Source organism: Profundibacter sp. (genome assembly GCF_965277155.1).
Classification (GTDB): Bacteria; Pseudomonadota; Alphaproteobacteria; order Rhodobacterales; family Rhodobacteraceae; genus Profundibacter.
The window spans coordinates 71,918-95,804 of the sequence record NZ_CBDIBV010000005.1 but is presented as its reverse complement, the minus strand read 5'-3'; the positions used below and the strand labels follow the sequence as shown (position 1 = coordinate 95,804).

The 23,887-nt window shown below is 55.4% G+C and carries 26 protein-coding genes and 1 pseudogene; 10 read left to right on the top strand and 17 right to left on the bottom strand.

What is annotated here, in order from left to right:
* Positions 1 to 25: 25 nt before the first annotated feature.
* Positions 26 to 1,069, bottom strand: coding sequence for an IS5 family transposase (locus ACQY4M_RS04500; protein WP_428539227.1), 1,044 nt, complete (start codon positions 1,067 to 1,069; stop codon positions 26 to 28).
* An 87-nt stretch (positions 1,070 to 1,156) separates the two neighbouring features.
* Here ACQY4M_RS04500 and ACQY4M_RS04495 point away from each other — a divergent pair.
* Together ACQY4M_RS04495 and ACQY4M_RS04490 are read left to right on the top strand one after the other, a co-directional pair.
* Positions 1,157 to 2,338 (top strand): annotated as a pseudogene (locus ACQY4M_RS04495) (cache domain-containing protein); the annotation flags it as partial.
* Between the two features lie 4 nt (positions 2,339 to 2,342).
* Positions 2,343 to 2,984, top strand: a complete 642-nt coding sequence (locus ACQY4M_RS04490) for a response regulator transcription factor (RefSeq protein WP_428541350.1) — start codon at positions 2,343 to 2,345, stop codon at positions 2,982 to 2,984.
* Here the strand turns inward: ACQY4M_RS04490 and ACQY4M_RS04485 are convergent.
* On the bottom strand, positions 2,979 to 3,947 hold the full coding sequence (locus ACQY4M_RS04485) for a Hint domain-containing protein (protein WP_428541347.1): 969 nt from the start codon (positions 3,945 to 3,947) through the stop codon (positions 2,979 to 2,981). The genes ACQY4M_RS04490 and ACQY4M_RS04485 overlap by 6 nt on opposite strands.
* A 3-nt stretch (positions 3,948 to 3,950) precedes the next feature.
* Positions 3,951 to 4,163, bottom strand: coding sequence for a hypothetical protein (locus tag ACQY4M_RS04480; protein ID WP_428541344.1), 213 nt, complete (start codon positions 4,161 to 4,163; stop codon positions 3,951 to 3,953).
* A gap of 436 nt (positions 4,164 to 4,599) precedes the next feature.
* Here ACQY4M_RS04480 and ACQY4M_RS04475 point away from each other — a divergent pair, with 436 nt between their 5' ends.
* Both ACQY4M_RS04475 and ilvN read left to right on the top strand, forming a co-directional pair.
* Entirely contained in the window at positions 4,600 to 6,354 is a 1,755-nt protein-coding gene (locus ACQY4M_RS04475; RefSeq protein WP_428541341.1) for an acetolactate synthase 3 large subunit, read from the top strand.
* Between the two features lie 13 nt (positions 6,355 to 6,367).
* Complete coding sequence (gene ilvN, locus ACQY4M_RS04470) at positions 6,368 to 6,928, top strand: acetolactate synthase small subunit (protein WP_428541338.1); 561 nt, start codon at positions 6,368 to 6,370, stop codon at positions 6,926 to 6,928.
* 181 nt (positions 6,929 to 7,109) lie between these two features.
* Here the strand turns inward: ilvN and ACQY4M_RS04465 are convergent, their stop codons facing one another.
* On the bottom strand, positions 7,110 to 7,355 hold the full coding sequence (locus ACQY4M_RS04465; protein ID WP_428541335.1) for a hypothetical protein: 246 nt from the start codon (positions 7,353 to 7,355) through the stop codon (positions 7,110 to 7,112).
* A gap of 270 nt (positions 7,356 to 7,625) precedes the next feature.
* Between ACQY4M_RS04465 and ACQY4M_RS04460 the strand changes: the two genes are divergently transcribed.
* On the top strand, positions 7,626 to 8,129 hold the full coding sequence (locus tag ACQY4M_RS04460; protein WP_428541332.1) for an RNA polymerase sigma factor: 504 nt from the start codon (positions 7,626 to 7,628) through the stop codon (positions 8,127 to 8,129).
* 2 nt (positions 8,130 to 8,131) lie between these two features.
* Here ACQY4M_RS04460 and ACQY4M_RS04455 read toward each other — a convergent pair whose 3' ends face one another.
* On the bottom strand, positions 8,132 to 8,551 hold the full coding sequence (locus tag ACQY4M_RS04455) for a hypothetical protein (protein WP_428541329.1): 420 nt from the start codon (positions 8,549 to 8,551) through the stop codon (positions 8,132 to 8,134).
* A gap of 71 nt (positions 8,552 to 8,622) precedes the next feature.
* Here ACQY4M_RS04455 and ACQY4M_RS04450 point away from each other — a divergent pair.
* Positions 8,623 to 9,755, top strand: a protein-coding gene (locus ACQY4M_RS04450) for an IS3 family transposase (protein ID WP_428539245.1) whose coding sequence is annotated in 2 segments (ribosomal slippage) — positions 8,623 to 8,875 and positions 8,875 to 9,755 — 1,134 coding nt in all. Because the reading frame shifts where the segments join, the coding sequence is not laid out codon by codon here.
* Between the two features lie 59 nt (positions 9,756 to 9,814).
* On the opposite strand, the gene ACQY4M_RS04445 is transcribed toward ACQY4M_RS04450, so the two are convergent.
* The 3 genes from ACQY4M_RS04445 to ACQY4M_RS04435 all read right to left on the bottom strand — a co-directional run bounded on the left by ACQY4M_RS04445 (position 9,815) and on the right by ACQY4M_RS04435 (position 11,516).
* The gene (locus ACQY4M_RS04445; RefSeq protein WP_428541326.1) at positions 9,815 to 10,060 is read right to left on the bottom strand and encodes an acyl-homoserine-lactone synthase; all 246 of its coding nucleotides are present in this window, start codon (positions 10,058 to 10,060) and stop codon (positions 9,815 to 9,817) included.
* Positions 10,061 to 10,154: 94 nt separating this feature from the next.
* On the bottom strand, positions 10,155 to 10,811 hold the full coding sequence (locus ACQY4M_RS04440; protein WP_428539609.1) for an IS1595 family transposase: 657 nt from the start codon (positions 10,809 to 10,811) through the stop codon (positions 10,155 to 10,157).
* Between the two features lie 96 nt (positions 10,812 to 10,907).
* Positions 10,908 to 11,516: an autoinducer binding domain-containing protein gene (locus tag ACQY4M_RS04435; protein ID WP_428541323.1), complete on the bottom strand. Its 609-nt coding sequence runs from the start codon at positions 11,514 to 11,516 to the stop codon at positions 10,908 to 10,910.
* Between the two features lie 94 nt (positions 11,517 to 11,610).
* Here ACQY4M_RS04435 and ACQY4M_RS04430 point away from each other — a divergent pair, with 94 nt between their 5' ends.
* The 3 genes from ACQY4M_RS04430 to ACQY4M_RS04420 all read left to right on the top strand — a co-directional run bounded on the left by ACQY4M_RS04430 (position 11,611) and on the right by ACQY4M_RS04420 (position 13,166).
* Positions 11,611 to 12,267, top strand: coding sequence for an IS1595 family transposase (locus ACQY4M_RS04430; RefSeq protein ID WP_428539609.1), 657 nt, complete (start codon positions 11,611 to 11,613; stop codon positions 12,265 to 12,267).
* A gap of 85 nt (positions 12,268 to 12,352) precedes the next feature.
* Complete coding sequence (locus ACQY4M_RS04425) at positions 12,353 to 12,529, top strand: hypothetical protein (RefSeq protein ID WP_428541320.1); 177 nt, start codon at positions 12,353 to 12,355, stop codon at positions 12,527 to 12,529.
* A complete protein-coding gene (locus tag ACQY4M_RS04420; RefSeq protein WP_428541317.1) occupies positions 12,519 to 13,166 on the top strand; it encodes a CDP-alcohol phosphatidyltransferase family protein in 648 nt (215 codons plus the stop codon). Before ACQY4M_RS04425 ends, ACQY4M_RS04420 begins: the two co-directional genes overlap by 11 nt.
* On the opposite strand, the gene phoB is transcribed toward ACQY4M_RS04420, so the two are convergent.
* The 9 genes from phoB to ACQY4M_RS04375 form a co-directional block, all read right to left on the bottom strand.
* Complete coding sequence (phoB, locus tag ACQY4M_RS04415; protein ID WP_428541314.1) at positions 13,151 to 13,840, bottom strand: phosphate regulon transcriptional regulator PhoB; 690 nt, start codon at positions 13,838 to 13,840, stop codon at positions 13,151 to 13,153. The genes ACQY4M_RS04420 and phoB overlap by 16 nt on opposite strands.
* A gap of 3 nt (positions 13,841 to 13,843) precedes the next feature.
* Positions 13,844 to 14,557, bottom strand: a complete 714-nt coding sequence (gene phoU, locus ACQY4M_RS04410; RefSeq protein ID WP_428541311.1) for a phosphate signaling complex protein PhoU — start codon at positions 14,555 to 14,557, stop codon at positions 13,844 to 13,846.
* Between the two features lie 13 nt (positions 14,558 to 14,570).
* Entirely contained in the window at positions 14,571 to 15,332 is a 762-nt protein-coding gene (pstB, locus tag ACQY4M_RS04405) for a phosphate ABC transporter ATP-binding protein PstB (RefSeq protein WP_428541308.1), read from the bottom strand.
* Between the two features lie 11 nt (positions 15,333 to 15,343).
* A complete protein-coding gene (gene pstA, locus ACQY4M_RS04400; RefSeq protein WP_428541305.1) occupies positions 15,344 to 16,663 on the bottom strand; it encodes a phosphate ABC transporter permease PstA in 1,320 nt (439 codons plus the stop codon).
* Entirely contained in the window at positions 16,660 to 18,117 is a 1,458-nt protein-coding gene (pstC, locus tag ACQY4M_RS04395) for a phosphate ABC transporter permease subunit PstC (protein WP_428541302.1), read from the bottom strand. Before pstC ends, pstA begins: the two co-directional genes overlap by 4 nt.
* Positions 18,118 to 18,165: 48 nt before the next feature.
* A complete protein-coding gene (locus tag ACQY4M_RS04390) occupies positions 18,166 to 19,194 on the bottom strand; it encodes a substrate-binding domain-containing protein (RefSeq protein WP_428541299.1) in 1,029 nt (342 codons plus the stop codon).
* Positions 19,195 to 19,306: 112 nt separating this feature from the next.
* Complete coding sequence (locus ACQY4M_RS04385; RefSeq protein WP_428541296.1) at positions 19,307 to 20,353, bottom strand: ATP-binding protein; 1,047 nt, start codon at positions 20,351 to 20,353, stop codon at positions 19,307 to 19,309.
* 374 nt (positions 20,354 to 20,727) lie between these two features.
* Positions 20,728 to 21,771, bottom strand: coding sequence for an IS5 family transposase (locus tag ACQY4M_RS04380; RefSeq protein ID WP_428539227.1), 1,044 nt, complete (start codon positions 21,769 to 21,771; stop codon positions 20,728 to 20,730).
* A 117-nt stretch (positions 21,772 to 21,888) separates the two neighbouring features.
* On the bottom strand, positions 21,889 to 22,446 hold the full coding sequence (locus ACQY4M_RS04375; protein ID WP_428541293.1) for an amino acid ABC transporter permease: 558 nt from the start codon (positions 22,444 to 22,446) through the stop codon (positions 21,889 to 21,891).
* Between the two features lie 112 nt (positions 22,447 to 22,558).
* On the opposite strand from ACQY4M_RS04375, the gene ACQY4M_RS04370 reads away from it, so the two are divergent.
* Positions 22,559 to 23,785, top strand: coding sequence for an IS256 family transposase (locus tag ACQY4M_RS04370; RefSeq protein ID WP_428539582.1), 1,227 nt, complete (start codon positions 22,559 to 22,561; stop codon positions 23,783 to 23,785).
* Positions 23,786 to 23,887: the final 102 nt, after the last annotated feature.

Below are 23,887 nucleotides of genomic sequence, written 5' to 3'. Positions count from 1 at the left end.
CAGGCACACCTCACCCCATGAACCCTTATCCCGGCGCCGCCAGGCCGCATTCGAACTGGACGAAGCGCTTCATGTTGTAGACCAGGTTCATCATCCCGATGCGAAATCGCGCCCGCTTCAGGCCGATGGAGCGGATCAGCTTGCCGCCCATGGAGCGCTCCTGAAAAGCGAATACATGCTCGACCCGGACCCGCACTTTCGAGCGCCTCCGGTTGGCCTTTTGCTGGCGCTCGCCAAGCGGCTTGCCGCGCCTGCCCTTGTGATGGATATGGCTGTGAAGCCCCCGCTCTTCCAGCTCGCTTTCGATCTTTTGCGAGCGATAGGCGCTGTCGGCCCACAGGTCCGATGAGGTGTTGCTCGCATCAATCAGACCGGCAAGCGCCTGGCTGTCATGCACGGCGGCATCGGTGACATCATAAGCGCGGATGAATTTGTGCCGCCGGTCGACATTGATGTGGTTCTTGTAGCCGTAATAGCTCTTGCCGTGCTTCTTCGTCCAGCGCGCATCCACGTCCTTCTGGCGCTTCTTGTGGGGTTTTTCCTCCCACTCTTCAGGCGTTTCGCCCGCCTTGATTTTCTCGTTCTCGTCCCTTTTGTTGTGCTGGCGCGGCGCCGGAACGATGCTCGCATCAACAATCTGCCCGCCCATCGCCAGATAGCCCTTTTCGCGCAGAAAGGCATCGAACTTGTCAAACAGCTCCTTCATCTTCCCGGCCCCGGCCAGCCTTTCACGGTAGGCCCAGATGGTCTTGGCGTCAGGTACGCTGTCTTCAATGCCAAGGCCGAGAAACCGCATGAACGACAGGCGGTCGCGGATCTGATACTCGATCTGATCGTCAGAGAGGTTGTAGAGCTGCTGCAAAACCATCGTCTTGAATATCAGCACCTCATCCCAAGGCGGGCGGCCAGCGTTGGATTTGCGCTGTTCGGGCGGCGTGCGCCATATGGCCTTCAGCTCGTCCCGGTAATCCTCGAACGGCACCATGTCGTTGAGCAACACCAGCGGATCACCAGATTTGTCCAGTCCCGCGTATCGGCTGGAAAGATCAAAAAATCCCATCTGACCCATGACAAAACCCCGTCGGTCGAATCATTTTCATCCTGATGACGATTCTACCCCGTCAGGCCGGATTTTGGGGGATTTTTAGAGGTTCCCAACATATATGGCCGCGCCCTGCCCGATGACGAAGTGGCAAAACTGCAGGCCACGCAAACGCTGTCGGCCATGCTGTATGGTCAGGACGGTTATTTCTTTGTTTATGACTACGAGGGCAACAATCTGGTCAGCCCGCGCCGCACCGAAATGATTGGCAAAAACTGGCTGGGCGTGGCTGGACCCGACGGTCAGATGGTGGTGGACCAGATGATCAAAATCGCCCGTCAGGGCGGCGGGTATATGACTTATGACTGGCCCAAACCGTCAACCGGCAAATCTGAACGTATGGTGTCTTACGTGGTCGGATTGCAGGACTGGCGCTGGGTGATTGGCACAGGGGTTTTTATCGATGACGTGCTGGATACAATTGCTTCCGAAAGGGCCGAAGTCGAGGGGCGTGTGCAAAGCACCTTCCTTTATATCGGTGCAATCACCCTTGGGGCGTTGCTGCTGGTGTTCCTTTCGGGCATGTTCCTGAACCTGCGTGAACGCCGTCTGGCCGACGCCAAACAAAAGGGGCTGACACAGCGGGTTCTTGACACACAGGAAGAAGAGCGCAGTCGCGTGGCGCGGGAATTGCACGACAGCATCAGCCAGATCCTTGTCGGGGTGCGCTATGCGCTGGAACTGGCCCGCAAACGGGTGCAGGCGGGGGATGCGCGCGCCGATGAAAATCTGGGCAAAGGCATCGACAGTCTGAACAGCGCCATTCAGGAGGTGCGGCGCATATCGCACGATCTGCGCCCCGGCGTTCTGGACGACCTGGGGCTTGGGGCTGCTCTGCAGGCGCTGACACAGGAATTCAGCCAGCGCACCGGGATCAAAACGGAACTGGAAACCGTAGTGTTTCGCAACCGGCTGGATGCGGAATCCAAAATCGCCCTGTTTCGTATCGCTCAAGAGGCCCTGACCAACATCGAGCGCCTCGCCGGCGCTACCGAGGTTTCGATCAAATTATTCGGCCACAAAAAAGGCGCGACATTGCGCATCACAGACAACGGGCATGGCATTGACGACAATGCTCCGGCCGCTTCCCATGGTGGCCTTGGCCTGCGCAATATGCAAGAACGGGTCGAGCAACTGGACGGAACCTTGCAGATGACCAGCACAAGAAACGGCACCGTGATCGAGGCCAAAGTGCCCTTGACCCACCTTCTGCCCCCCGAAGACGCACAAGGATAATCAGATGAGCCACCCTACCCGTGTTGTAATAGTCGATGATCACCCGATGGTCACCGAAGGGATCGAAGCGATCCTTGAAACCTATGACGATATCAACGTGGTCGGCACCCTGAACAACGGGCAGGCGATTATTGATCAGGTCGATGATCTGGCCCCCGATGTGATCCTGCTGGATCTGAACATGCCCGATATGAACGGGCTGTCCGCCACCGAAATATTGCTGGAAAAACGCCCCGATATGCGGGTGCTGATCCTGTCGATGCACGACACGCCGGAATACATCCAGACCGCCCTTAGCCACGGGGCCAAAGGCTATATTCTAAAGGATGTTCCGACCGAGGAAATCAAAACCGCGATTGATACGGTGATGGCGGGGCAGCAATATCTTTGCACCGGCGCCAGCACCGCCCTTGCCCCCAAAACCCACGATGGCCGTGAAACCCTGACCAGCCGCGAACAAACTATCCTGCTGAAACTGGCGCAGGGCAATTCCAACAAACAGGTCGCCGCCGCGCTGGATATTTCGGTGCGCACAGTGGAAACCCACCGCAAGAACATCAAACGCAAACTGGGCATTTCTACTACCGCCGGTCTGACCCGCTATGCGCTGGAACATGGGGTGTTGCAGGGAACGGGCGGGTTATGAAACCGGAGCACGGCCATTTTTTACATGACGTTCAACCAGCCGTTTCTGACGGCGATCTTCCGGGATAATACGGGCAGGCTCGCAGCGGTAATCCAGCCGGGCCACCTGTGGCAGAATTTCAAAGATTTCCTCGACCGCCTCTTGTGGCAGGGCATTCAGGGCAAGTTCACCTGTATACAGGCTCTCGCTCGGGGTGCCTTCGGCAAAGACCACCTGATGATCGTCAAACAGCAGATGGAAATATTCCACTTGGGGCGTTTTCATATCTACGCAAATCCCCGGCAATGCCGCCAGCCTGATCGCGGAAACCAGCACCCCGTTTTGGCCGAACATCCGCTGCACCACCGGCGAAGACACCAGCATCCGGTGCTGCCGCGACACCCGCAAATCCCGCAAGGGTAAACCGTTTCCCAATGATCCCGCAGGCATCAACACCGGCCGCAATTTCGGATTTTCCGCCAGTTCCGTCGCCGATATTTCACGCTGCAAAACCAGCCGCAGCTTTTGCGGCCCCGCATCCAGCGTTTCAACCATCATGCCCGCCCGCAGATCTTCAACCGGCAGTTCCCCGTTGGCCGTTCGTATCCGCGTGCCCCGCACAAAACAGGTCACATCCGAATAGTTCCATCCCAAAATGTGGCTTTGATAACTTCCCAGGGTCGCCCCTACCGTAAAGGCCGATCCCGGACCGGGAATGAAATACCACGACCCGCCTGTGTTAAAGAAATAGAATGTCTCGACATGGGCCACACCGTTGATATCGGTAAAGGAGATATCGATCGCATAAGGGCTTGAAGCCGTCGAATTGAAGGCGCCCCCGTCTATACTAACTGTTTCATCGGCATCCGTACCCCCCTGATAGGCTGGGTCATTATCACTAAGGGTGGCTGAATAGGATGTATTATAAGTTGCATTATATCCCGTCCCCGACCACTTAAATGCTGTCACTGTATAGAGGGCCATTTGTTACGTGTCCTTTTCCGAAATTTTACAGCCAGCCAAATCCCCTACATCTCTGGAAAGCGCCTTGAACAATTTACGGGTTCCTTCTGCATCCAGCTTGTAAGCAACTGCAGATTTCCCCAACTCCCGACCAGCGTGGTGCCTTTCTTGTGCTGTTAGCTGAACCGCGTGTTTTTCGGCCAGCCGCGCTGCAAATTCCCTGTTTTTCTGCCCCATCCGCGCTCAACCTTGTTGGTGAATCAATCCCCCAAGAAACATTCACAAAATACCCGCCACAATTGCACGATACAGAAAACAACACCCCATTGGTAGAGCTTACAGAAGGCCTTATCAATTTATCAAAGCTGTAAGTCTTTTATGCATCGCACCGTAAAAATACGGAACCACGCAATATCCAGATGGCTTTTCGCAAGAAAGTTCCAAAATACCCCCGATATGCGACACTTTTCCTTTAGATTGCCGTTGACGCCCCTTTGCGGCACTCCTAAAGTCACGCCACCAACCAAAGGAGCCTTGGACATGAACGTCCTATCTGTGATTGTGGGAAAGTTGCGCATGGGTCTGTAAAGACTACCATATCGGTATCCCATGCGCCCCCGTAGATCGGGGGTTTTTTTATGGTCAAAGGCAAAATGAAAGCGGAGTAGAAAAGATGACACGTCAAATGAGCGGCGCGAAAATGATAATCCAGGCCTTGAAGGATCAGGGCGTGGACGTCGTGTTCGGATATCCGGGCGGGGCCGTGCTACCGATTTATGACGAAATCTTTCAGCAAAACGATATTCGCCACATTCTGGTGCGCCATGAACAGGCCGCGGTCCACGCCGCCGAGGGTTACGCGCGCTCGACCGGCAAACCCGGTGTTGTTCTGGTCACCTCCGGCCCCGGCGCGACCAACGCGGTGACCGGCATGACCGATGCGCTGCTGGACAGTATCCCGCTGGTCATTCTGACCGGTCAGGTGCCCACCTTCATGATCGGCAATGACGCCTTTCAAGAGGCCGACACCGTGGGCATCACCCGCCCCTGCACCAAGCATAACTGGCTGGTCAAGGACACAAACAAGCTGGCCGAGATCATCCACGAAGGGTTCCACATCGCCACATCCGGCCGTCCCGGCCCTGTGCTGATCGACGTTCCCAAGGACGTGCAATTTGCCGATGGCACCTATTTGCCACCGAAAAAGGCGGATACATCACGCTATCAACCGCAGATCAAGGGCGATATCGAGGCGATCACAGCCTTGGTCGAATTGATGGAGCAGGCTGAACGCCCGATCCTTTATACCGGCGGTGGTGTGATCAATTCCGGCCCCGCCGCCAGCCAGTTGCTGCGCGAACTGGCCGATGCCAGCGGTATTCCGGTAACGTCCACCTTGATGGGTCTGGGCGCCTATCCTGCCTCCGGCAAAAACTGGCTGGGCATGTTGGGCATGCACGGGCTGTACGAGGCAAATCTGGCGATGCACGGATGTGATTTGATGATCTGTGTCGGCGCGCGGTTTGATGACCGCATCACCGGTCGGGTCGAGGATTTCAGCCCCCATTCAAAAAAGGCGCATATCGATATTGATCCCTCCTCGATCAACAAGGTCGTGCATACAGATGTCCCGATCATCGGTGACATCGGCCATGTTTTGGAAGATTTGCTGAAAATCTGGAAATCCCGTGGCCGCAAGGTGAATAAACCGGCGATCGGCAAATGGTGGAAACAGATCGACGAATGGCGCGCTGTCGATTGTCTGGCCTATAAACAGGAAGGCAAGGTGATCAAGCCGCAATACGCACTGGAACGGCTGGAAGCGCTGACCAAAGGTATGGATCGCTATATCACCACCGAAGTTGGCCAACACCAGATGTGGGCGGCGCAGTTCCTTGGCTTTGACGAACCAAACCGGCTGATGACATCCGGCGGTCTGGGCACGATGGGCTATGGCCATCCTTCGTCTTTGGGTGTGCAACTGGCACATCCCGACGCGCTGGTGATCAACATCGCCGGCGAAGGATCGTGGCTGATGAACATGCAGGAAATGGGCACCGCGGTGCAGTACCGTTTGCCCGCAAAACAGTTTATCCTGAACAATGAACGGCTGGGCATGGTGCGCCAGTGGCAGGAATTGTTGCACGGCGAACGTTACTCGGCCACATGGCAAGAAGCCCTGCCCGACTTCGTCAAACTGGCCGAGGCGTTCGGCGCCAAGGGTATACGTGTCGAGGACCCCGCCGATCTGGACGATGCGATCACGGAAATGATCAAACACGACGGGCCGGTTATTTTCGACTGCTTGGTGGAAAAACATGAAAACTGCTTCCCGATGATCCCCTCAGGGTCCCCCCACAACGAAATGCTGATGGGAGATGCCGAAACCCAGGGGGTTATTGGCAACACCGGCGCGGTTCTGGTTTAAGAAAGGTCTAGAAATGTCTGCACTAAATATCAAAAAAGGCTCATCGGCCCATTCCGCTTATGACCTGAAAAACCCCAACGCCGACGTGAACGAGGCCCACACACTGGCCGTCACCGTCGACAACGAGGCCGGTGTTCTGGCCCGTGTGATCGGGTTGTTTTCCGGGCGCGGGTATAACATCGAAAGCCTGACCGTGGCCGAGATCAACGAGGAATACCACACCTCGCGGATCACCATTGTCACCACCGGCACCCCGCAGGTGATTGAACAGATCAAAGCACAGCTGGGCCGTATCGTACCGGTCCATTCGGTGCATGACCTGACGGTCGAAGGCCCCTATCTGGAACGCGAACTGGCGTTGTTCAAAGTGGCAGGCACCGGCGAAAAACGGGTCGAAGCCCTGCGTCTGGCCGATATTTTCCGCGCCAATGTGGTCGATAGCACGCTGGAAAGCTTTGTGTTTGAAATGACCGGGACCAGCGAAAAAATCGACGCCTTTGCCGATCTGATGCGCCCGCTGGGTTTGACAGAAACCGCCCGCACCGGCGTGGCGGCAATGTCGCGCGGGGTGTAACGGCGGTTAGACTGGATGCGCTGTAATAAAAGAGGCCCCGTTGAAGGCACTGGGGTACAGGGGCCTCTTTCACACTTCCCAAGCTTTGGGAAGACTTGGGAAAATAGCTGCGGAAAATAGCTGCCTAATGCCGAAAAGGGAAATTTGGGGTCATAGAGATTTCCGGCACCAGACATTAAGGTTACCCGTTGCTTGGCAGCATGCCGGCATCCGTGGCAACCTTCAGTTCATCGGCATCCACGGCCCCATCCGAATTGGTATCCATCGCGGTGAAATTTTCCTCGGTCAGTGACGGATAAGCCGCCAGAAGCTCGTTATACGACAATAGCCCGTCACCATCCGCGTCGATTTCGCTTTGGGCGCTCACGGCTGTGGCTGCAAGTGTCAGGGCGATGGCGGTGGCGGTATAGGTTACGATCTTTTTCATTTTTTACTCTCCTTAGGGCATTTCGCCCGTTGCGTCCGAAGGTGCGTTGTTGCGCCTTCACCCAACAAGAGGATGAAATCAGGGGATTATTCCGCTACATTTCCGCTTTGTGCCAAACATCGCCAAACACGCGGTCCCCTGCCGACTCCGATGCACCATTCCCGCAAGAACCTGCCCAAAAAGCCCCCCTCGCCCGAACCGGCAACAATCCCCCGGTTGCTCTATGCCCTGACCACAGCCAGATTGCCGGACATAGTTTTGGAGGCTGATATGACAAGTGACGCACAAACACTGACTGATCTGATGCCCGCACTGATCCGGTTGGCCCGTATTCTGGCCCCAAGCTCGGACATGGCCGAAGACATGGCCCAAGAAGCCCTGCTTCGCGTCTGGGCGCGGATGAAAAAAGGGGCCACAATCGATGATTTGCGCCCCTATCTGATGACCACCCTGCGCAACACCAGCACCAAACCGGCCCCGCAGCATCAGGAACTGACCGAACAAAACACCCCGGGCAAACCGGCCGAAGTCTGGAGCCGCTTTGCCTGTGGTGATGTAAACGACGCCATAACCCGCCTGCCAGCGGATCAGGCCGATCTATTGCGCATGGCCGTCATGCAGGGCACCAGCTATGCCCAGATAGCCAAAACCTTTGACCTTCCTATAGGAACTGTCATGTCCCGCATCTCCCGCGCCCGCGCGCAATTGCGCGCGGATCTGGATTTGCCCAAGTCCAAAGCCGTGGAAACCCTGTTGCAAGACATGGCGTCCTAGGCTTATGCCGTTTGGCGCAGTTCCATATCCTGGTGGATCGGCAGGACCTTGGCAGTTGGCCGAACAACCGGTTTCATTTTTGTGGAAGGAATAGCAGGCATACTCAGGACTGCATATTTACGACCATCACCAGGATTGTAGTAAGGCTCGCCAATTCTGTTGGCTTTATATCCCAATTGGCGCAAGGCACGCATTAGGGATATCGGCGACAAAGACATCAACTCGCTTCCGCCCCCCTGTTTTGTCAACTTAACCAAACCATCTACAATGAGCGACAAACACTCACTGCGGTCGACATGGCTTGTCACTTCGTCCGAGATAACAAGACGTGTGCATTCCCATACTTTGGGTGTCTTGATTTCCTTGTCGAGAACCCCATCTGGGATATCGGCAAGTTTGCCATTTACGGCATCCTTGAGCATATAGGAGAGGTGGTCGCGGAAATTCGGACCAGTTGTTAAGGTGGATCGACTTATGAGAAAGACGATTCAAAATGACGAAACGAAAGAACCATTCTCCCGAATTCAAAGCCCGCGTTGCGCTTGAAGCAATCCGCGAGGAAATGACGATGGCGGAGCTGTCGAAGAAGTATGGTGTGCATCCAACCCAGATTGGCACATGGAAACGAGCAGCGATTGAAAACATGGCCACGGCATTTTCCAGACGGGGCCGTGATCCTGATCGGGTTGATGAAGCCCAGATTGAGAAGCTGCACTCCAAGATTGGTCAGCTGGTCGTGGAACGGGATTTTTTAGCCAACGCCTCGCAACAGTTGCTCGGGAAGCGAGGCAAAAAATGGTGAGCCGTGAGCATGATCTGAGTGTGCGACGACAATGCGGGCTACTTTCTCTGGCGCGCTCGAACCTGTATTACCAGCCAAAAGGCGAAAGTGCTGAAAATTTGCGGTTCATGACAATAATCGACAAGCAATTCTTGCAGACGCCGTGGTATGGATCACGGCAAATGGCCCGGCACATGCAGCGCCAAGGTTACAAGTGTGGTCGCCACAGGGTCCGCCGTTTGATGCGGCTGATGCGGTTGGTTCCGATCTACCAGACGCCCAACACGAGCAAGAAACATCCGCAGCATAAGATCTACCCGTATCTGCTGCGAGACCTGACGATTGATCGTCCAAACCATGTGTGGTGCGTAGATATCACCTACATTCCGATGCAGCGCGGGTTCCTCTATTTGGTCGCGATCATGGACTGGCACAGCCGCAAGGTTTTGAGCTGGAGATTGTCAAACAGCATGGAGGCAGATTTTTGCGTTGAAGCCCTGAAAGAGGCTATGGCCAAATACGGCAAGCCCGATATCATGAACAGCGACCAGGGCAGCCAGTTCACCGGGTTTGAATGGACGCAGGCGCTGAAAGAAGCCGACGTGAAAATCTCGATGGATGGCAAAGGTCGCTGGGTCGATAACCGGATGATCGAGCGGCTTTGGCGATCCTTGAAATACGAATGCATTTACCTCAACGCATTTGAAACGGGTTCGCAGACCCGCGCCGGGATCGGGAAATGGTTGGCTTACTACAACACCGAGCGCCCGCATTCCACCCACGGAATATTGACCCCGGATGAAGCCTATGACAGAAAAACAAAACCAATGAGTTTGGCAGCCTAAATGAAACCCTGATCCATCTTAAACTGGCTGCTGACTGGTCAAAAAAGTGGGACCACCTCTTAGGTATATTCCCCCCAAGAAGATGTCGTTGGCATAACGCGCGACCCACCAATCACTTTGCCGTCTTTCAAAACCAACGAGTAATAGGCAAGTGGATTATCATATTGATCCATCTCATATGAATCGTTGTGCGGAATGTCCCAATTCAGCGTATCAACAAAGAAATGTTTACGCAGGGACAAATAGTCAAAAAACGCTGTACCGTGGTTGTGCAGCTCGGACATGTTGAAGGTGATGTTTTCCATTTTCATTCTCCTTTATGGAGAGTGAATTAGAACTTGATCTGACGCTTTTGTTAACTGCTTTTCTTCAAATAGGCCAAGGGGCTGACCCAGATAACTACTTCAAGTAACGCTTAACCCATTGTCTTAGCTGCAATAACTGAGCTGAAGGGTCACTGTTGTTGAAACGCCACTCGCATTCCTTCAAATATAGCCCAAATTGGGCCTTGGGGACACCGTTAAATCGGCGCATGTGGCGCTTGGCTTGGTTCCAGAAATTCTCGATGCCATTGATGTGGTTGTGACGGTCTGCAAAGAGCTTGGAATGGTTGATGCGAAAGTGGTGGAAGTCTGACACATCCAGCACATTATAACCGCGCCAACAATCGGAATAGACGATGGAATCCGGCACGACTTTGCGCTCTATGATCGGGATCAGAGTGGCGGATTTGGCGTCCGGGATGATCTTGGTGTAAACCTTCCCACCCCTTTTTAATATACCAAAAACGGGAATTTTACCTGCCGCACCACGCCCGCGTTTACCTTTGCGTTTGCCGCCAAAGTAGCTTTCGTCCACTTCTATTTCTCCGCCGAACATAGCTTGGCTTTCCGCCTCCAGCTCATAGGCGATTATCTCGCGCAGGCGTAGAAAATAAAACGCTGCGGTCTTGCGGTTTACACCACACAAACTGGCTGCTGTTCGTGCTGTCGATCCCGAAACAAAATGCTCCGTAAGACGGTCTTGCTTGTAGTGGCTCAGGCGACTCTTTCTCATGCTTCCCATCATAACCTCTTTTTAGGTTATCTGGGTCAGCCCCTAGGCCAATTTTTTCCAAATTGTTGACATTTTCTGGTCAATCTTGGCCCAGAATCAGATCAAACCGAACTCCATCGCCTTTGTCGCCGCCTGTGCGCTGTTGTTTGCATTCAGCTTGAGTTTGGCATTTTTCAATCGTTGCTTGATTGCGCCCTGCGAAACTCCAAGCTCGGCCGCCATCTGTTTTAGCAACATTCCGTTCTTGACCATGGCCAACACTTCTTTTTCGGCGTTGGTCAAATTGCTGGGTGGTTTTGTCGCAATATGCATACGAATGATTTCTTCTGACAGCCGTGCAATTTCCTCATCCGTGAATTCCCGGTCAGCACGCGCGAATGATCCAAAACTGCGCTGACCTGTCTGATCATTATCTATACAGGATATTGCGACGCCATATCTTAATGAATAGGTTGATGCCAAGCCCAGAACACCCATCGGATCATCTTGTGCAATTTCGCTCCAACGAACGGCCCCTGTATTTGTATAGACCCATTTCATCACCGGGTCATGCAGCATAAAGCCTTGGGATGTATATATTTTCACCCACTCTGTAGGTAATTTGTTTTGCTCGAATACAGGAAACGCGAACCCGACCCGCAAGGCTAAATAATAGCCTGCAAGCGCGAAATCAGAAAATACCGAAGAGGTATCAAAATCTTTCATAGGTTGTTGTGCCTCATCCCACCTACCGTAACGCGAATCTGTATAAAAATAGGGGCTGACCCAGATAACCTAAAAAGAGGTTATGATGGGAAGCATGAGAAAGAGTCGCCTGAGCCACTACAAGCAAGACCGTCTTACGGAGCATTTTGTTTCGGGATCGACAGCACGAACAGCAGCCAGTTTGTGTGGTGTAAACCGCAAGACCGCAGCGTTTTATTTTCTACGCCTGCGCGAGATAATCGCCTATGAGCTGGAGGCGGAAAGCCAAGCTATGTTCGGCGGAGAAATAGAAGTGGACGAAAGCTACTTTGGCGGCAAACGCAAAGGTAAACGCGGGCGTGGTGCGGCAGGTAAAATTCCCGTTTTTGGTATATTAAAAAGGGGTGGGAAGGTTTACACCAAGATCATCCCGGACGCCAAATCCGCCACTCTGATCCCGATCATAGAGCGCAAAGTCGTGCCGGATTCCATCGTCTATTCCGATTGTTGGCGCGGTTATAATGTGCTGGATGTGTCAGACTTCCACCACTTTCGCATCAACCATTCCAAGCTCTTTGCAGACCGTCACAACCACATCAATGGCATCGAGAATTTCTGGAACCAAGCCAAGCGCCACATGCGCCGATTTAACGGTGTCCCCAAGGCCCAATTTGGGCTATATTTGAAGGAATGCGAGTGGCGTTTCAACAACAGTGACCCTTCAGCTCAGTTATTGCAGCTAAGACAATGGGTTAAGCGTTACTTGAAGTAGTTATCTGGGTCAGCCCCTTACCTATTTCCTGAAACGCACAATCGAGGCGCTACAAACACGGTTCCACGGCACTTTTGCCCTGTGGTTGCCGCCGCTGATCGCCGCTTCGGCCGGTTTGATCATGCTGGTGACGGTTCACACCCTTGTCGGCACGCCCGAGGTTCTGAAAACCATTGCCCTGCCATTTAGCGTCGCCGCCACCTATGCGGCGATCTACAATTTTATTGTTTACAAGCAACGAGGTACCCCCCGTGGTGAATGAAAACGACCGCCGCCCTTTGGCCAGCCGCGATACCGGCTGGGCCAACAAGCTGACGCAGATGCTGGCGAAAACATCCATCACACCGAACCAGATTTCAATCGCCAGCATGGGGGCTGCATTGACCGCTGGGGTGCTGTTTTATCTGGCCGGTCAAACCAGCGGAGGTTTGCGGATTGCGGCCCTGCTGGGCGGCGGGTTGTTTTGCCAGTTGCGGCTGATCTGTAACCTGCTGGACGGTATGGTCGCGGTCGAGGCGGGCAAAGGTTCACCGGACGGGCCATTCTGGAACGAAATGCCGGATCGGGTGTCGGATATCCTGATCCTTGTGGGTATCGGTTACGGGCTGGATATGCCAACACTGGGCTGGGCGGCGGCGGCCTTTGCGGTGCTGACGGCCTATGTGCGCGAATTGGGCCATGCCACGGGGTTGGCAGTTGATTTTTGCGGGCCAATGGCCAAGCCACAGCGGATGGCGGTGGTGACTTTGGCCGCCGTTCTGGCCGCAATCGCAACGCTCTGGGGCTATAGCGCGCTGGTGATGCAGATTGCGCTGTGGGTCGTCACCATCGGTGCAGCAGCAACCGCATTGCGCCGATCTGCCCGTATGGTCACGCAGCTGAATCAGCCCAAGGCATAACCCGCCCCGCGCACCGTGCGCAGGGGATCATCGCCGCCGTGCTGGCACAGCGCCTTGCGCAACCGGCCCACATGCACGTCCACCGTGCGGGTATCAACGTAGATATCACGCCCCCAAACCCGGTCCAGCAGCTGCGAGCGCGACAGCACACGGCCCGGTTTTTCCATCAGCGCGGCCAACAGGCGAAATTCGGTCGGGCCCAGTTTGACCCCCTGCCCCGCGCGCGTCACCCGATGGGTTTCGCCATCCAGCACGATATCCTCGTAGCGCAACTCGCCCCCCATCGACGCCGCGCGTGTGCGCCGCAACTGGTTGCGCACCCGCGCCATCAGTTCGACCACCGAATAGGGCTTGCTGACATAATCATCCGCCCCAGTTTCCAGCCCGCGCACCAGATCGAACTCTTCCGATCTGGCCGATAACATGATGATCGGAATATTGCGGGTTTCCGGACGGGTTTTCAGGCGGCGACAAATTTCGATGCCCGACACATTGGGCAACATCCAGTCCAGCAGGATAACATCCGGCGGTGCCTCGGCCACTTGCAACAGGGCTTCGTCTCCGTCTGCGGCCTCGCGCACGGTGAACCCTTCGGCCTTTAGGTTGTAAACCAGAATTTCGCGCTGTGCAGGCTCGTCCTCGACCACCAGAACTGTCGGCAGCTCCACAACCATGCCCTATTCCTCCGCCTCTTGCGCCTCGGCGATATAATCCAGCTTGGCGCGTTCCTCGCCGGGCAATTCGCCGGTGACCAGATAAATCACCTGTTCAGCAATCGAGGTCACATGATCGCCCATCCGTTCGATATTTTTGGCGATGAAATGCAGGTGCATGCAGGCGGTGATATTGCGCGGATCTTCCATCATAAAGGTCAGGAATTCGCGAAACAGCGCATTATACATCTGGTCAACCTCGTGATCGCGCGCGCGTACGTCTTCGGCCAGTGCCACGTCCTGATGCACATAGGCGTCCAGCACGTCCTTTAACATCCGCTCGACCTCGCGCGCCATGCGTTTGATTGCGCCGGACGCGCCTTCAATCGCCGGCATCTGCACCAGAACGGCGGTGCGTTTGGCAAGGTTCTTGGCGTAATCCCCGACCCGTTCCAGATTCCCGCTGATCTTCATCACCGACAGGACCGTGCGCAGATCGCTGGCAATCGGCTGGCGCAGGGCCAGCACCTGTGCGGCGTCGTGATTTACCTCTTCCTCCAGCGCGTCAATCAGCTTGTCGGCTTCGCGCACCCGCGCTGCCAACTCGTCGTCGCGTTTGTTCAGCGACTTGGCGCTTTCGTGGATCGCGGCTTCGACCAGCCCGCCCATTTTCATGATTTTGGCCTGTATCGCCTCAAGATCGCGGTCAAAGGCGCGCATGATGTGTTGGTCTGGCATAATCTGTCCTTTCCTAGCCGATACGGCCGGTAATATAGCTTTCGGTGCGTGGATCGACCGGATTGGTGAAAATCTGGCTGGTTTCGCCGTATTCCACAAGGTTCCCGAGGTGGAAAAACGCGGTTTTCTGGCTGACGCGGGCGGCCTGTTGCATGGAATGGGTCACAATCACCACCGCGAATTTCTCGCGCAGCTCGTCAATCAGCTCCTCGATCTGGGCGGTTGCGATGGGATCCAGCGCCGATGCAGGCTCGTCCATCAGCAGCACTTCGGGTTCGGTCGCCACCGCGCGGGCAATGCACAGCCGCTGTTGCTGCCCGCCCGACAGGCCGGTGCCCGAGGCGCTCAGCCGGTCCTTCACCTCGCCCCACAGGGCCGCGCGGCGCAGGGATTTCTCAACGATCTCGTCCAGTTCGGATTTGCTGGCGGCCAGACCGTGAATGCGCGGGCCATAAGCCACGTTGTCATAGATGGATTTAGGGAAAGGATTGGGTTTTTGAAACACCATTCCCACCTTGGCGCGCAGTTGCACGGGGTCCACTTGCGGATCATAAATATCCTCGCCATCCAGCAGAATGTCACCCGTCACCCGGCAAATATCAATCGTGTCGTTCATCCGGTTGATACAACGCAGAAACGTGGATTTGCCACAGCCCGAGGGGCCGATAAAGGCGGTCACGGTTTTGTCTTCGATTTCGACCGAAACATCCTTTATCGCGTGGTTGTCGGCATACCAGACCTGCACATCGCGGGCGGATACTTTGATGTCATTCATTGGTGAAACTCCTACCAACGGCGTTCAAAACGGCGGCGCAGCAGAACTGCGGCCACATTCATAATCACAAGGAACAACAGCAGGGTGATGATCGCCCCGCTGGCCCGTTCAACAAAGCCCGGATCGGCCCGCTGTGTCCAGTTATAGACCTGCACCGGCAGGGCCGAGGCCGGATCAAACAGCCCGTCCAGCGGGGCGGCCGGATATTCCTTAACGAACGCCACCATGCCGATCAGCAACAGCGGCGCGGTTTCGCCCAATGCACGCGCCATGCCGATGATGGTGCCGGTCAGGATGCCGGGTGCTGCCAGTGGCAGGACGTGGTGGAACACGGTCTGCATTTTGCTGGCTCCAATGCCCAAAGCGGCCTCGCGGATGCTGGGCGGCACGGCCTTTAGCGCGGCGCGGGTGGAAATGACGATGGTTGGCAGGGTCATCAATGTCAGCACCAGCCCGCCCACGATGGGGGCCGATTGCGGCAGGCCCGCGAAATTGATAAAGATGGTCAGACCTAGGATACCGAACACAATTGACGGAACGGCAGCAAGGTTCGAGATGTTGACCTCGATAATATCGGTCCAGCGGTTTTTCGGTGCGAATTCCTCTAGGTAGATCGAGGCCCCCACACCAATCGGCAGCGCCAGCACCAGCACCACCAGCATCATATAAAGCGAGCCAAGGATCGCCACGCCCAGTCCCGCCGACTCCGGCCGCTGGCCCGAGGCATCTGGCGAGGTAAAGAACGCCCAGTTAAACCGTTTGACGATGGCACCATCCGCAATCAGCGCATCCACCAGATCCAGTTGCTCGGGGCTGATCTTGCCATCCCGCACAGCGCTTTCATGGGTGACGCGGCCTTTCATATAGCCGTCAATCCGGCCACTGGCCAGAAATTCAAACCGATGCGTGGTGCCAATTACTTCGGGATTGGCCAGCACGAAATTGCGCAGTTTTGCGGGCGCGGCCTTGGACACCAGTGCGCCGATCTGTTTCTTTTTAAGCGGGGTTTGGATGCCCATCGCCGCAAGCTTGGCTATCAGGGCTTGGGTGATCACCGGCGCATAGCCAAAGGTGGACACTTTTTTCATTACCGCTATATCTCGGACGCCGGATTTGTCCAGCTTGGCCTCGGGCAATTCAACGTCCAGCGTAATATAAGTCTGCTGGAACGCCCCCGCCCCGCTGGAGATGATCGAGGTCAGCAACATCGCCAGTGCAGCCATTGCCAGCCCCACGGCAAAGATACCATAGGCACGAAACCGGCGTTCCGCTGCGTTGCGCTTTTGGGTGCGGGCGCTGGTGGTATACAGCGATGTTTTGGGGCGGCTCATTCGTATTGCTCCCGATATTTACGCACGACGATCAATGCGACAACATTCAGTCCAAGAGTGATCACAAACAATGTCAGCCCCAGTGCAAAGGCGACCAGCGTTTCGGGCGCGGCAAAGTCGGTATCGCCCGTCAGCTGGCTAACGATTTTTACGGTGACGGTTGTCATGGCTTCAAACGGGTTCAAATCCATCTTGGCCGCGGCCCCTGCCCCCATCACCACGATCATGGTTTCGCCAATCGCACGCGATGCGGCCAGCAGGATCGCCCCGACAACGCCCGGCAGGGCGGCGGGCAGAACCACCTTGCGGATGGTTTCCGAATGGGTGGACCCCAGCGCCAGTGATCCGTCCCGCATCGCTTGCGGCACCGCGTTGATGATGTCATCCGACAGCGAGGACACAAACGGGATCAGCATCACCCCCATCACCAGACCGGCGGTCATTACGGATGACGCACTTTCGTCCAGCCCCATCGGTTGCGCAAAATAGTCCCGCAGCAGCGGGCCGACGGTCAGCAGGGCAAACAGGCCGTAAACGATGGTCGGGATACCGGCCAGAACCTCGATCAGCGGTTTGATAAAGGTGCGGGCACGCGGGCCAGCATATTCCGACATATAGATGGCGGCAAACAGGCCGATCGGCACAGCGACCAGCAAGGCGATGAAACTGATATAGAGCGTGCCCCACAGCAGTGGCAGGATACCCAGATCACTGCCCCCCCTGAAATTCGGCGCCCATTTGGTGCTGAAAAAGAAATCAAACGCGGGGTATTGGGCAAAGAAATGGCGCGTTTCAAACAGCATCGAAAGGACGATGCCAAGGGTGGTCAGGATGGCGATGGAGGCCGCCCCGATCAGCAAAGCCAGAACGGCGCGTTCAACCGTATTGCGGGCGCGAAAATCGGAGGTGATCATTCGCAGGCCGAACAACAACCCCAGTACCGCCAGCAATACCACCGCCACGCTGCGCCACATATTACCCACCTGCCCCAACGCACGCAATTTCTGCGCTGCGGCCAGAACTTTTGGCCGAACATTGCTTCCCAGCGCCACCCCGACAGACCCCATTATTGTGCGGATATCAACACGTTGGGCGCTTATGGCATTGGCTTCATCATTGGAAATCACACCTTTGGATACAGCCCTGTCCAGCCCGTCAGCAAGACGGCGAACATCACTCATCATCAAAGAGTAGGTGCCATCATCCATCGTGCCCTGCGGCAGGGTCTCTGCCACCTTCACGTCAATCCAGGCCGGTTGCACCACCAACCATAGCACCAACAGCACCAGCGCCGGAATTATTGTAAACAAGGCAACATTCCAGCCGTAATAATGTGGCAGGGAATGAAGCGCACGAATGCTGCCGCCCGCCGATTTCATCGCCCGGATTCGCCCAAGGACATAGCCGATGGCAGCTAGTGCAAACAGGATAAGCAGGATTGCAAATGCGCTCATGTCAAGGCACCGGATTGTTTATACAAGGGTATGGTCCACAATGACGGTTCATTTCATTGTCACCTCGTCAGCGATTATGCGCTGTGTTTCGGACAGCTTGGGATCGGACACCAGACCGTAATCCGCCAATGGCCCCTCCGGCCCGGCGGCTTCGTCAGACACGAAGAATTCGGCGTATTCTTTCAGACTGGGGATCACACCGATATGGGCCTTTTTCACATAGAAATACAGTGGCCGCGATACAGGATATTCGCCAGATGCAATGGTTTCGGTCGATGGCAAAATCCCCGAAATGGTGGCAAGCCGCAACTTGTCGGTATAGTTTTCATAGAATGCCAGACCAAACACGCCGATACCATCCTTGTTGCTGGAAATCCGCGCCAATGTCTCGGTGTAGTCGCCGTCAATATCCACGGCCAGCCCGTCGGTGCGCAGGGCGATACAGGCCTTTTCGGCGGCCTTTTTGTCACCATCTGCTGCCTCTTTCAGCACATCATAGGCACCCGTGGCTTCGCAACCGGCCAGAATAACCTTGTCCTCGAACACCTCGCGGGTGCCGTGTTTGGTGCCGGGGATGAAGGTCTGGATCGGCTGGTCCGGCAGATCCGCGTTGACCTGAGACCAGTTTGTATTCGGATTGGCAACCATTTTGCCATCAACCAAAACCTTGTCGGACAATGCATTGAACAAATCGGCGGGTGCAAATGCAAAATCGTTACCGTCAATAGCGCTGGCAAAAACAATACCGTCATAGCCGATGCGCACTTCGATAATTTCCGTCACACCGTTTTCGTGGCATCGTGCGATTTCCTTGTCCTTGATCCGCCGCGAGGCATTGGCGATGTCGATCGTTCTTTCACCGACCCCTTCGCAAAACTTTTTCAGACCAGCCGAAGAGCCACCTGATTCAACGACCGGCGTAGGAAAATCAAAACTTTCACCAAAGGCTTCGGCCACAATCGCGGCATAGGGCAGAACCGTGTTGGAACCGGCAACCTGCACCTGATCACGCGCAGTGGCAGTGGTGGCGGCAAAGACAGCAAGGGCAATAGTGGCAAGGCGAATGGCAAAGGGCATTTACAAACTCCATGTCAAATTTCGCAACGGGTCAACAGCGACCACGATTCGAATTTATGGCCTTGTCGCAATAGTTATGTGAAGTTTCTGTAACAGCTATATGACAATGGCCTTATGCGGCGGGTAATATCACCGTAAATGTGCTGCCTTGGCCTTTGATGCTGGTAATTTTCAATCGCCCGCGATGCCGGTTGACGATATGTTTTACAATCGCCAGACCCAGCCCCGTTCCGCCCATTTCGCGCGAACGATGGCTATCTATGCGATAAAACCGCTCGGTCAGTCGTGGAATATGGATTTGGGCAATTCCATCCCCCTGATCCGCAATTGAGACATGCACGGCTGGTCCACGCAGACTGGGTTCGCGACTGGTATAGGTAACATCAACGACAACTTTACCCCCGTCTCCACCGTATTTTATCGCGTTTTCAATAAGGTTGGTGAACACCTGCTGTAATTGATCGGCATCACCTTTGATCATCGTCTCCCTGTTATCCGGCCTGTTTATTGCGACCTTTACATTGTTTTCCAGCGCGACGGGTTGCAATATCTGCTGTGACAGCTCAAGAACCGGTAGAATGTCTATCTTTTCATTCGGCCGCACCTTCTCTTCGGATTCTACCTTTGATAGAGACAGCAAATCCCCGACCAAACGCGTCATTCTTTTGGTTTCGCGCTCCATAAGCTCCAAAAACCTGACGTTCGCTTTTGCATCATCCTTTGCCGGACCACGCAAAGTTTCGATAAATCCCAACAGAGATGTTAACGGGCTGCGCAGTTCATGGCTGACATTGGCAACAAAATCGCTCCGCATCTGGCCGGCCTCCAATAGCGGGGAAACGTCTTGGAAACTGATCAGAACAACGGGCGTTTTTCCCCGTCCTGCAATCAGTGAACATGTCACATCATAAAGCGTAACACTGTCCCCAATTGTGTTTTGATAGCGTGACTTGCAGGTTTTTTGCCCCTGAAGGACACCTTCTATTGCCTCCAGCAAAGCCGGTTGTCGCAAAACCGTTGTAAAATGGTTGCCCTCCATATCAGGGCCAAACACTTCGATTGCGGGTCCATTGGCAAATTGAATCCTGCCTTGCCCACCGACAACAACCAAAGGCATCGGAATTACGGAAAGGAATAGTTTGGACTTTTTACTCACCATATAATTATTGCCCAACCCTGAGGATTTCTTTCTATTTATGTCCACGCGCTGCGGGGACACAGTACGAATGCAACAGTTCTAGCAAAAATAAACAACCAAAGCGGTATTTGCGGCTAGCAATTGTTCACAACTTTTGTACATTGTTAACCAATCGGCATCAATACATGGAATGCCGAACTGAATGGGATGGACACGGGATGGCCAAGATCAACAATAAACTGTTGGGAACCTCTGTAAATTCCCGTTTTCGCCTTCTTCGCGGCGGGGTGGACGGTTTTTCGCCTGTCCCGCCTGATTGCTTCGGATCATAAACCCATTTTCACCGGTTTCAAGCCGGTTTTGGGTATTTCAGGCACACCTCACCCCATGAACCCTTATCCCGGCGCCGCCAGGCCGCATTCGAACTGGACGAAGCGCTTCATGTTGTAGACCAGGTTCATCATCCCGATGCGAAATCGCGCCCGCTTCAGGCCGATGGAGCGGATCAGCTTGCCGCCCATGGAGCGCTCCTGAAAAGCGAATACATGCTCGACCCGGACCCGCACTTTCGAGCGCCTCCGGTTGGCCTTTTGCTGGCGCTCGCCAAGCGGCTTGCCGCGCCTGCCCTTGTGATGGATATGGCTGTGAAGCCCCCGCTCTTCCAGCTCGCTTTCGATCTTTTGCGAGCGATAGGCGCTGTCGGCCCACAGGTCCGATGAGGTGTTGCTCGCATCAATCAGACCGGCAAGCGCCTGGCTGTCATGCACGGCGGCATCGGTGACATCATAAGCGCGGATGAATTTGTGCCGCCGGTCGACATTGATGTGGTTCTTGTAGCCGTAATAGCTCTTGCCGTGCTTCTTCGTCCAGCGCGCATCCACGTCCTTCTGGCGCTTCTTGTGGGGTTTTTCCTCCCACTCTTCAGGCGTTTCGCCCGCCTTGATTTTCTCGTTCTCGTCCCTTTTGTTGTGCTGGCGCGGCGCCGGAACGATGCTCGCATCAACAATCTGCCCGCCCATCGCCAGATAGCCCTTTTCGCGCAGAAAGGCATCGAACTTGTCAAACAGCTCCTTCATCTTCCCGGCCCCGGCCAGCCTTTCACGGTAGGCCCAGATGGTCTTGGCGTCAGGTACGCTGTCTTCAATGCCAAGGCCGAGAAACCGCATGAACGACAGGCGGTCGCGGATCTGATACTCGATCTGATCGTCAGAGAGGTTGTAGAGCTGCTGCAAAACCATCGTCTTGAATATCAGCACCTCATCCCAAGGCGGGCGGCCAGCGTTGGATTTGCGCTGTTCGGGCGGCGTGCGCCATATGGCCTTCAGCTCGTCCCGGTAATCCTCGAACGGCACCATGTCGTTGAGCAACACCAGCGGATCACCAGATTTGTCCAGTCCCGCGTATCGGCTGGAAAGATCAAAAAATCCCATCTGACCCATGACAAAACCCCGTCGGTCGAATCATTTTCATCCTGATGACGATTCTACCCCGTCAGGCCGGATTTTGGGGGATTTTTAGAGGTTCCCCATAGTATTTGTGGAGGTTACGGATTTTAATCATTGAACCCACCTTTTTTCAAGAGACGCGGAGTAGCGCGAAATTGGATATGACAGCGCAAAATATAACGCACCGGCGATTGCAAGAATCAGGAGGGGTTCCTGAGTTCGAGTGATGAGGATCTGGCTGGCTTTGAGCAGTTCGACATAGCCAAGCACCGACACCAGCGCGCTATCTTTCATAACGCCAAGCGCCACACCGACCCACGCGGGAAACACAGCCCGCCCGCCAATCGGAAAGACGACATAGCGCAGGTCCTGCCAGTAGGACATACCCAGACTGCGTGCAGCGCGGCGCATTGGAGTATCCACCGCCTCAATCCCACCGCGTGTCACGCTGGCCACAAGCGCCGCCGTGTAGATCGTCAGGATCGCCACACCTGATCCGAATGGGCCCAGGTTCAGCCCAACTATTGGTGCGAAATTATAGAACAATACCAACTGGATAATCAAAGGCACCGATCGGAAAACATCAAGAATTGGTGCGACAGTCAGTGTTGCTACCAGCTTGCCCTCATACAACATCCACCCAAAGAATATCCCCAGAACAGTTCCCATTGAAACGGAAAGAGGTAGTGTCGCGAGTTTGGTGGAAATTCGAGGACGGCGTAATCTCCGGGTGCATCGAAGCCACCCAACCGGCGGCTGGAACCGCCAAGGAGATCACGCCATGACAAAGAATACAGCAACATCGACATCCGCGCTACTGGCCAATGAAGCAGGCTATGACCCGATTGAAGACCGGCTGCGCCAGAACATCCGCGCGACGATCGAGGCGGTTTTCGAAGAGGAGCTGGAGCAGTTTCTGGGCCGTTGCCGGTATGGCCGCAGCGGCGGGGCAAAGGCCGGATACCGCCACGGGCATCGCGAGCGGCAACTGGTCGGAACATTTGGAACCGAAACGGTGCGCGTGCCGCGTGCGCGGATCACAGGCGAGGCCGGCAAGGCCAGAGAATGGCGCTCGAAGGCATTGCCCCGCTACCAGCGGCTGACGAAGAAGGCCGAGGCGCTGATCGCTGCTGTCTACCTTTCGGGCACCAACACACGGCGGGTAAAACGCGCCCTGTTCGGCCTGTTTCAGGGGGCGGTCAGCAAGGATGTGGTGAGCCGCGCCTGGCGCAAGGTGAAGGTGGACTGGCAGGCGTGGTGCGCCCGCAGCCTTGCGGATGAAGACATCGTGCGGCTGATCCTGGACGGCACCGTGATCAAAACGCGGATTGACAGGAAGGCCACCAATATCTCGGTTCTGGCCGCGATTGGCGTGCGCCGGGATGGGCAGAAGGTCTTGTTATCACTGATGAACATGGGCGGCGAAAGCACCTCCGCCTGGCGTCAGTTCATCAACGATCTGGATGCGCGCGGGTTGAAACGGCCCGAATTTGTCATCGTGGACGGGGCACCGGGACTTGAGGTCGCTCTCATTGCCCTCTGGGGTGAAGATCTGCCGATCCAGAGGTGCACGGTGCACAAGCACCGCAACCTTCTGGCCAAGGCACCCAAGCGTATGCATGATGAGTTGACAGAAGATTACCGCGACATGATCTACGCCAAAACACCCGAGGAAATCGCCACCCGCCGCAAGGCATTTCTGCGAAAATGGCGGCTGAAATGCAAGGCCGTCGCTGACAGCTTGGAAGAAGCAGGAGATAAGCTTTTCACCTTCACGCGTCTGCCACAAGGCCAGTGGAAATCGGCCAGAACGACAAATGCGATCGAACGCCTGAACGAGGAATTCCGCCGCCGCATCAAGACCCAGACCGTGCTGCCATGCGCCGAGACCGTGCCGATGCTGCTTTGGGCTCTGATGGCCTCGGGGCAGATCGTCATGCGAAAGGTCGATGGCTGGGAAACGCTCGCTCAGCCCGTCGCCGACGCAACCCTTGACCAAGCCGCCTGACCGGCGCATAACTCAACCCGCTCGGAGGTGCCTGAAATCAATTTCCACCACTTTCGAGACACAACCCGGAAAGAACGGAAATCCACATGGTGCGCAAAGCAG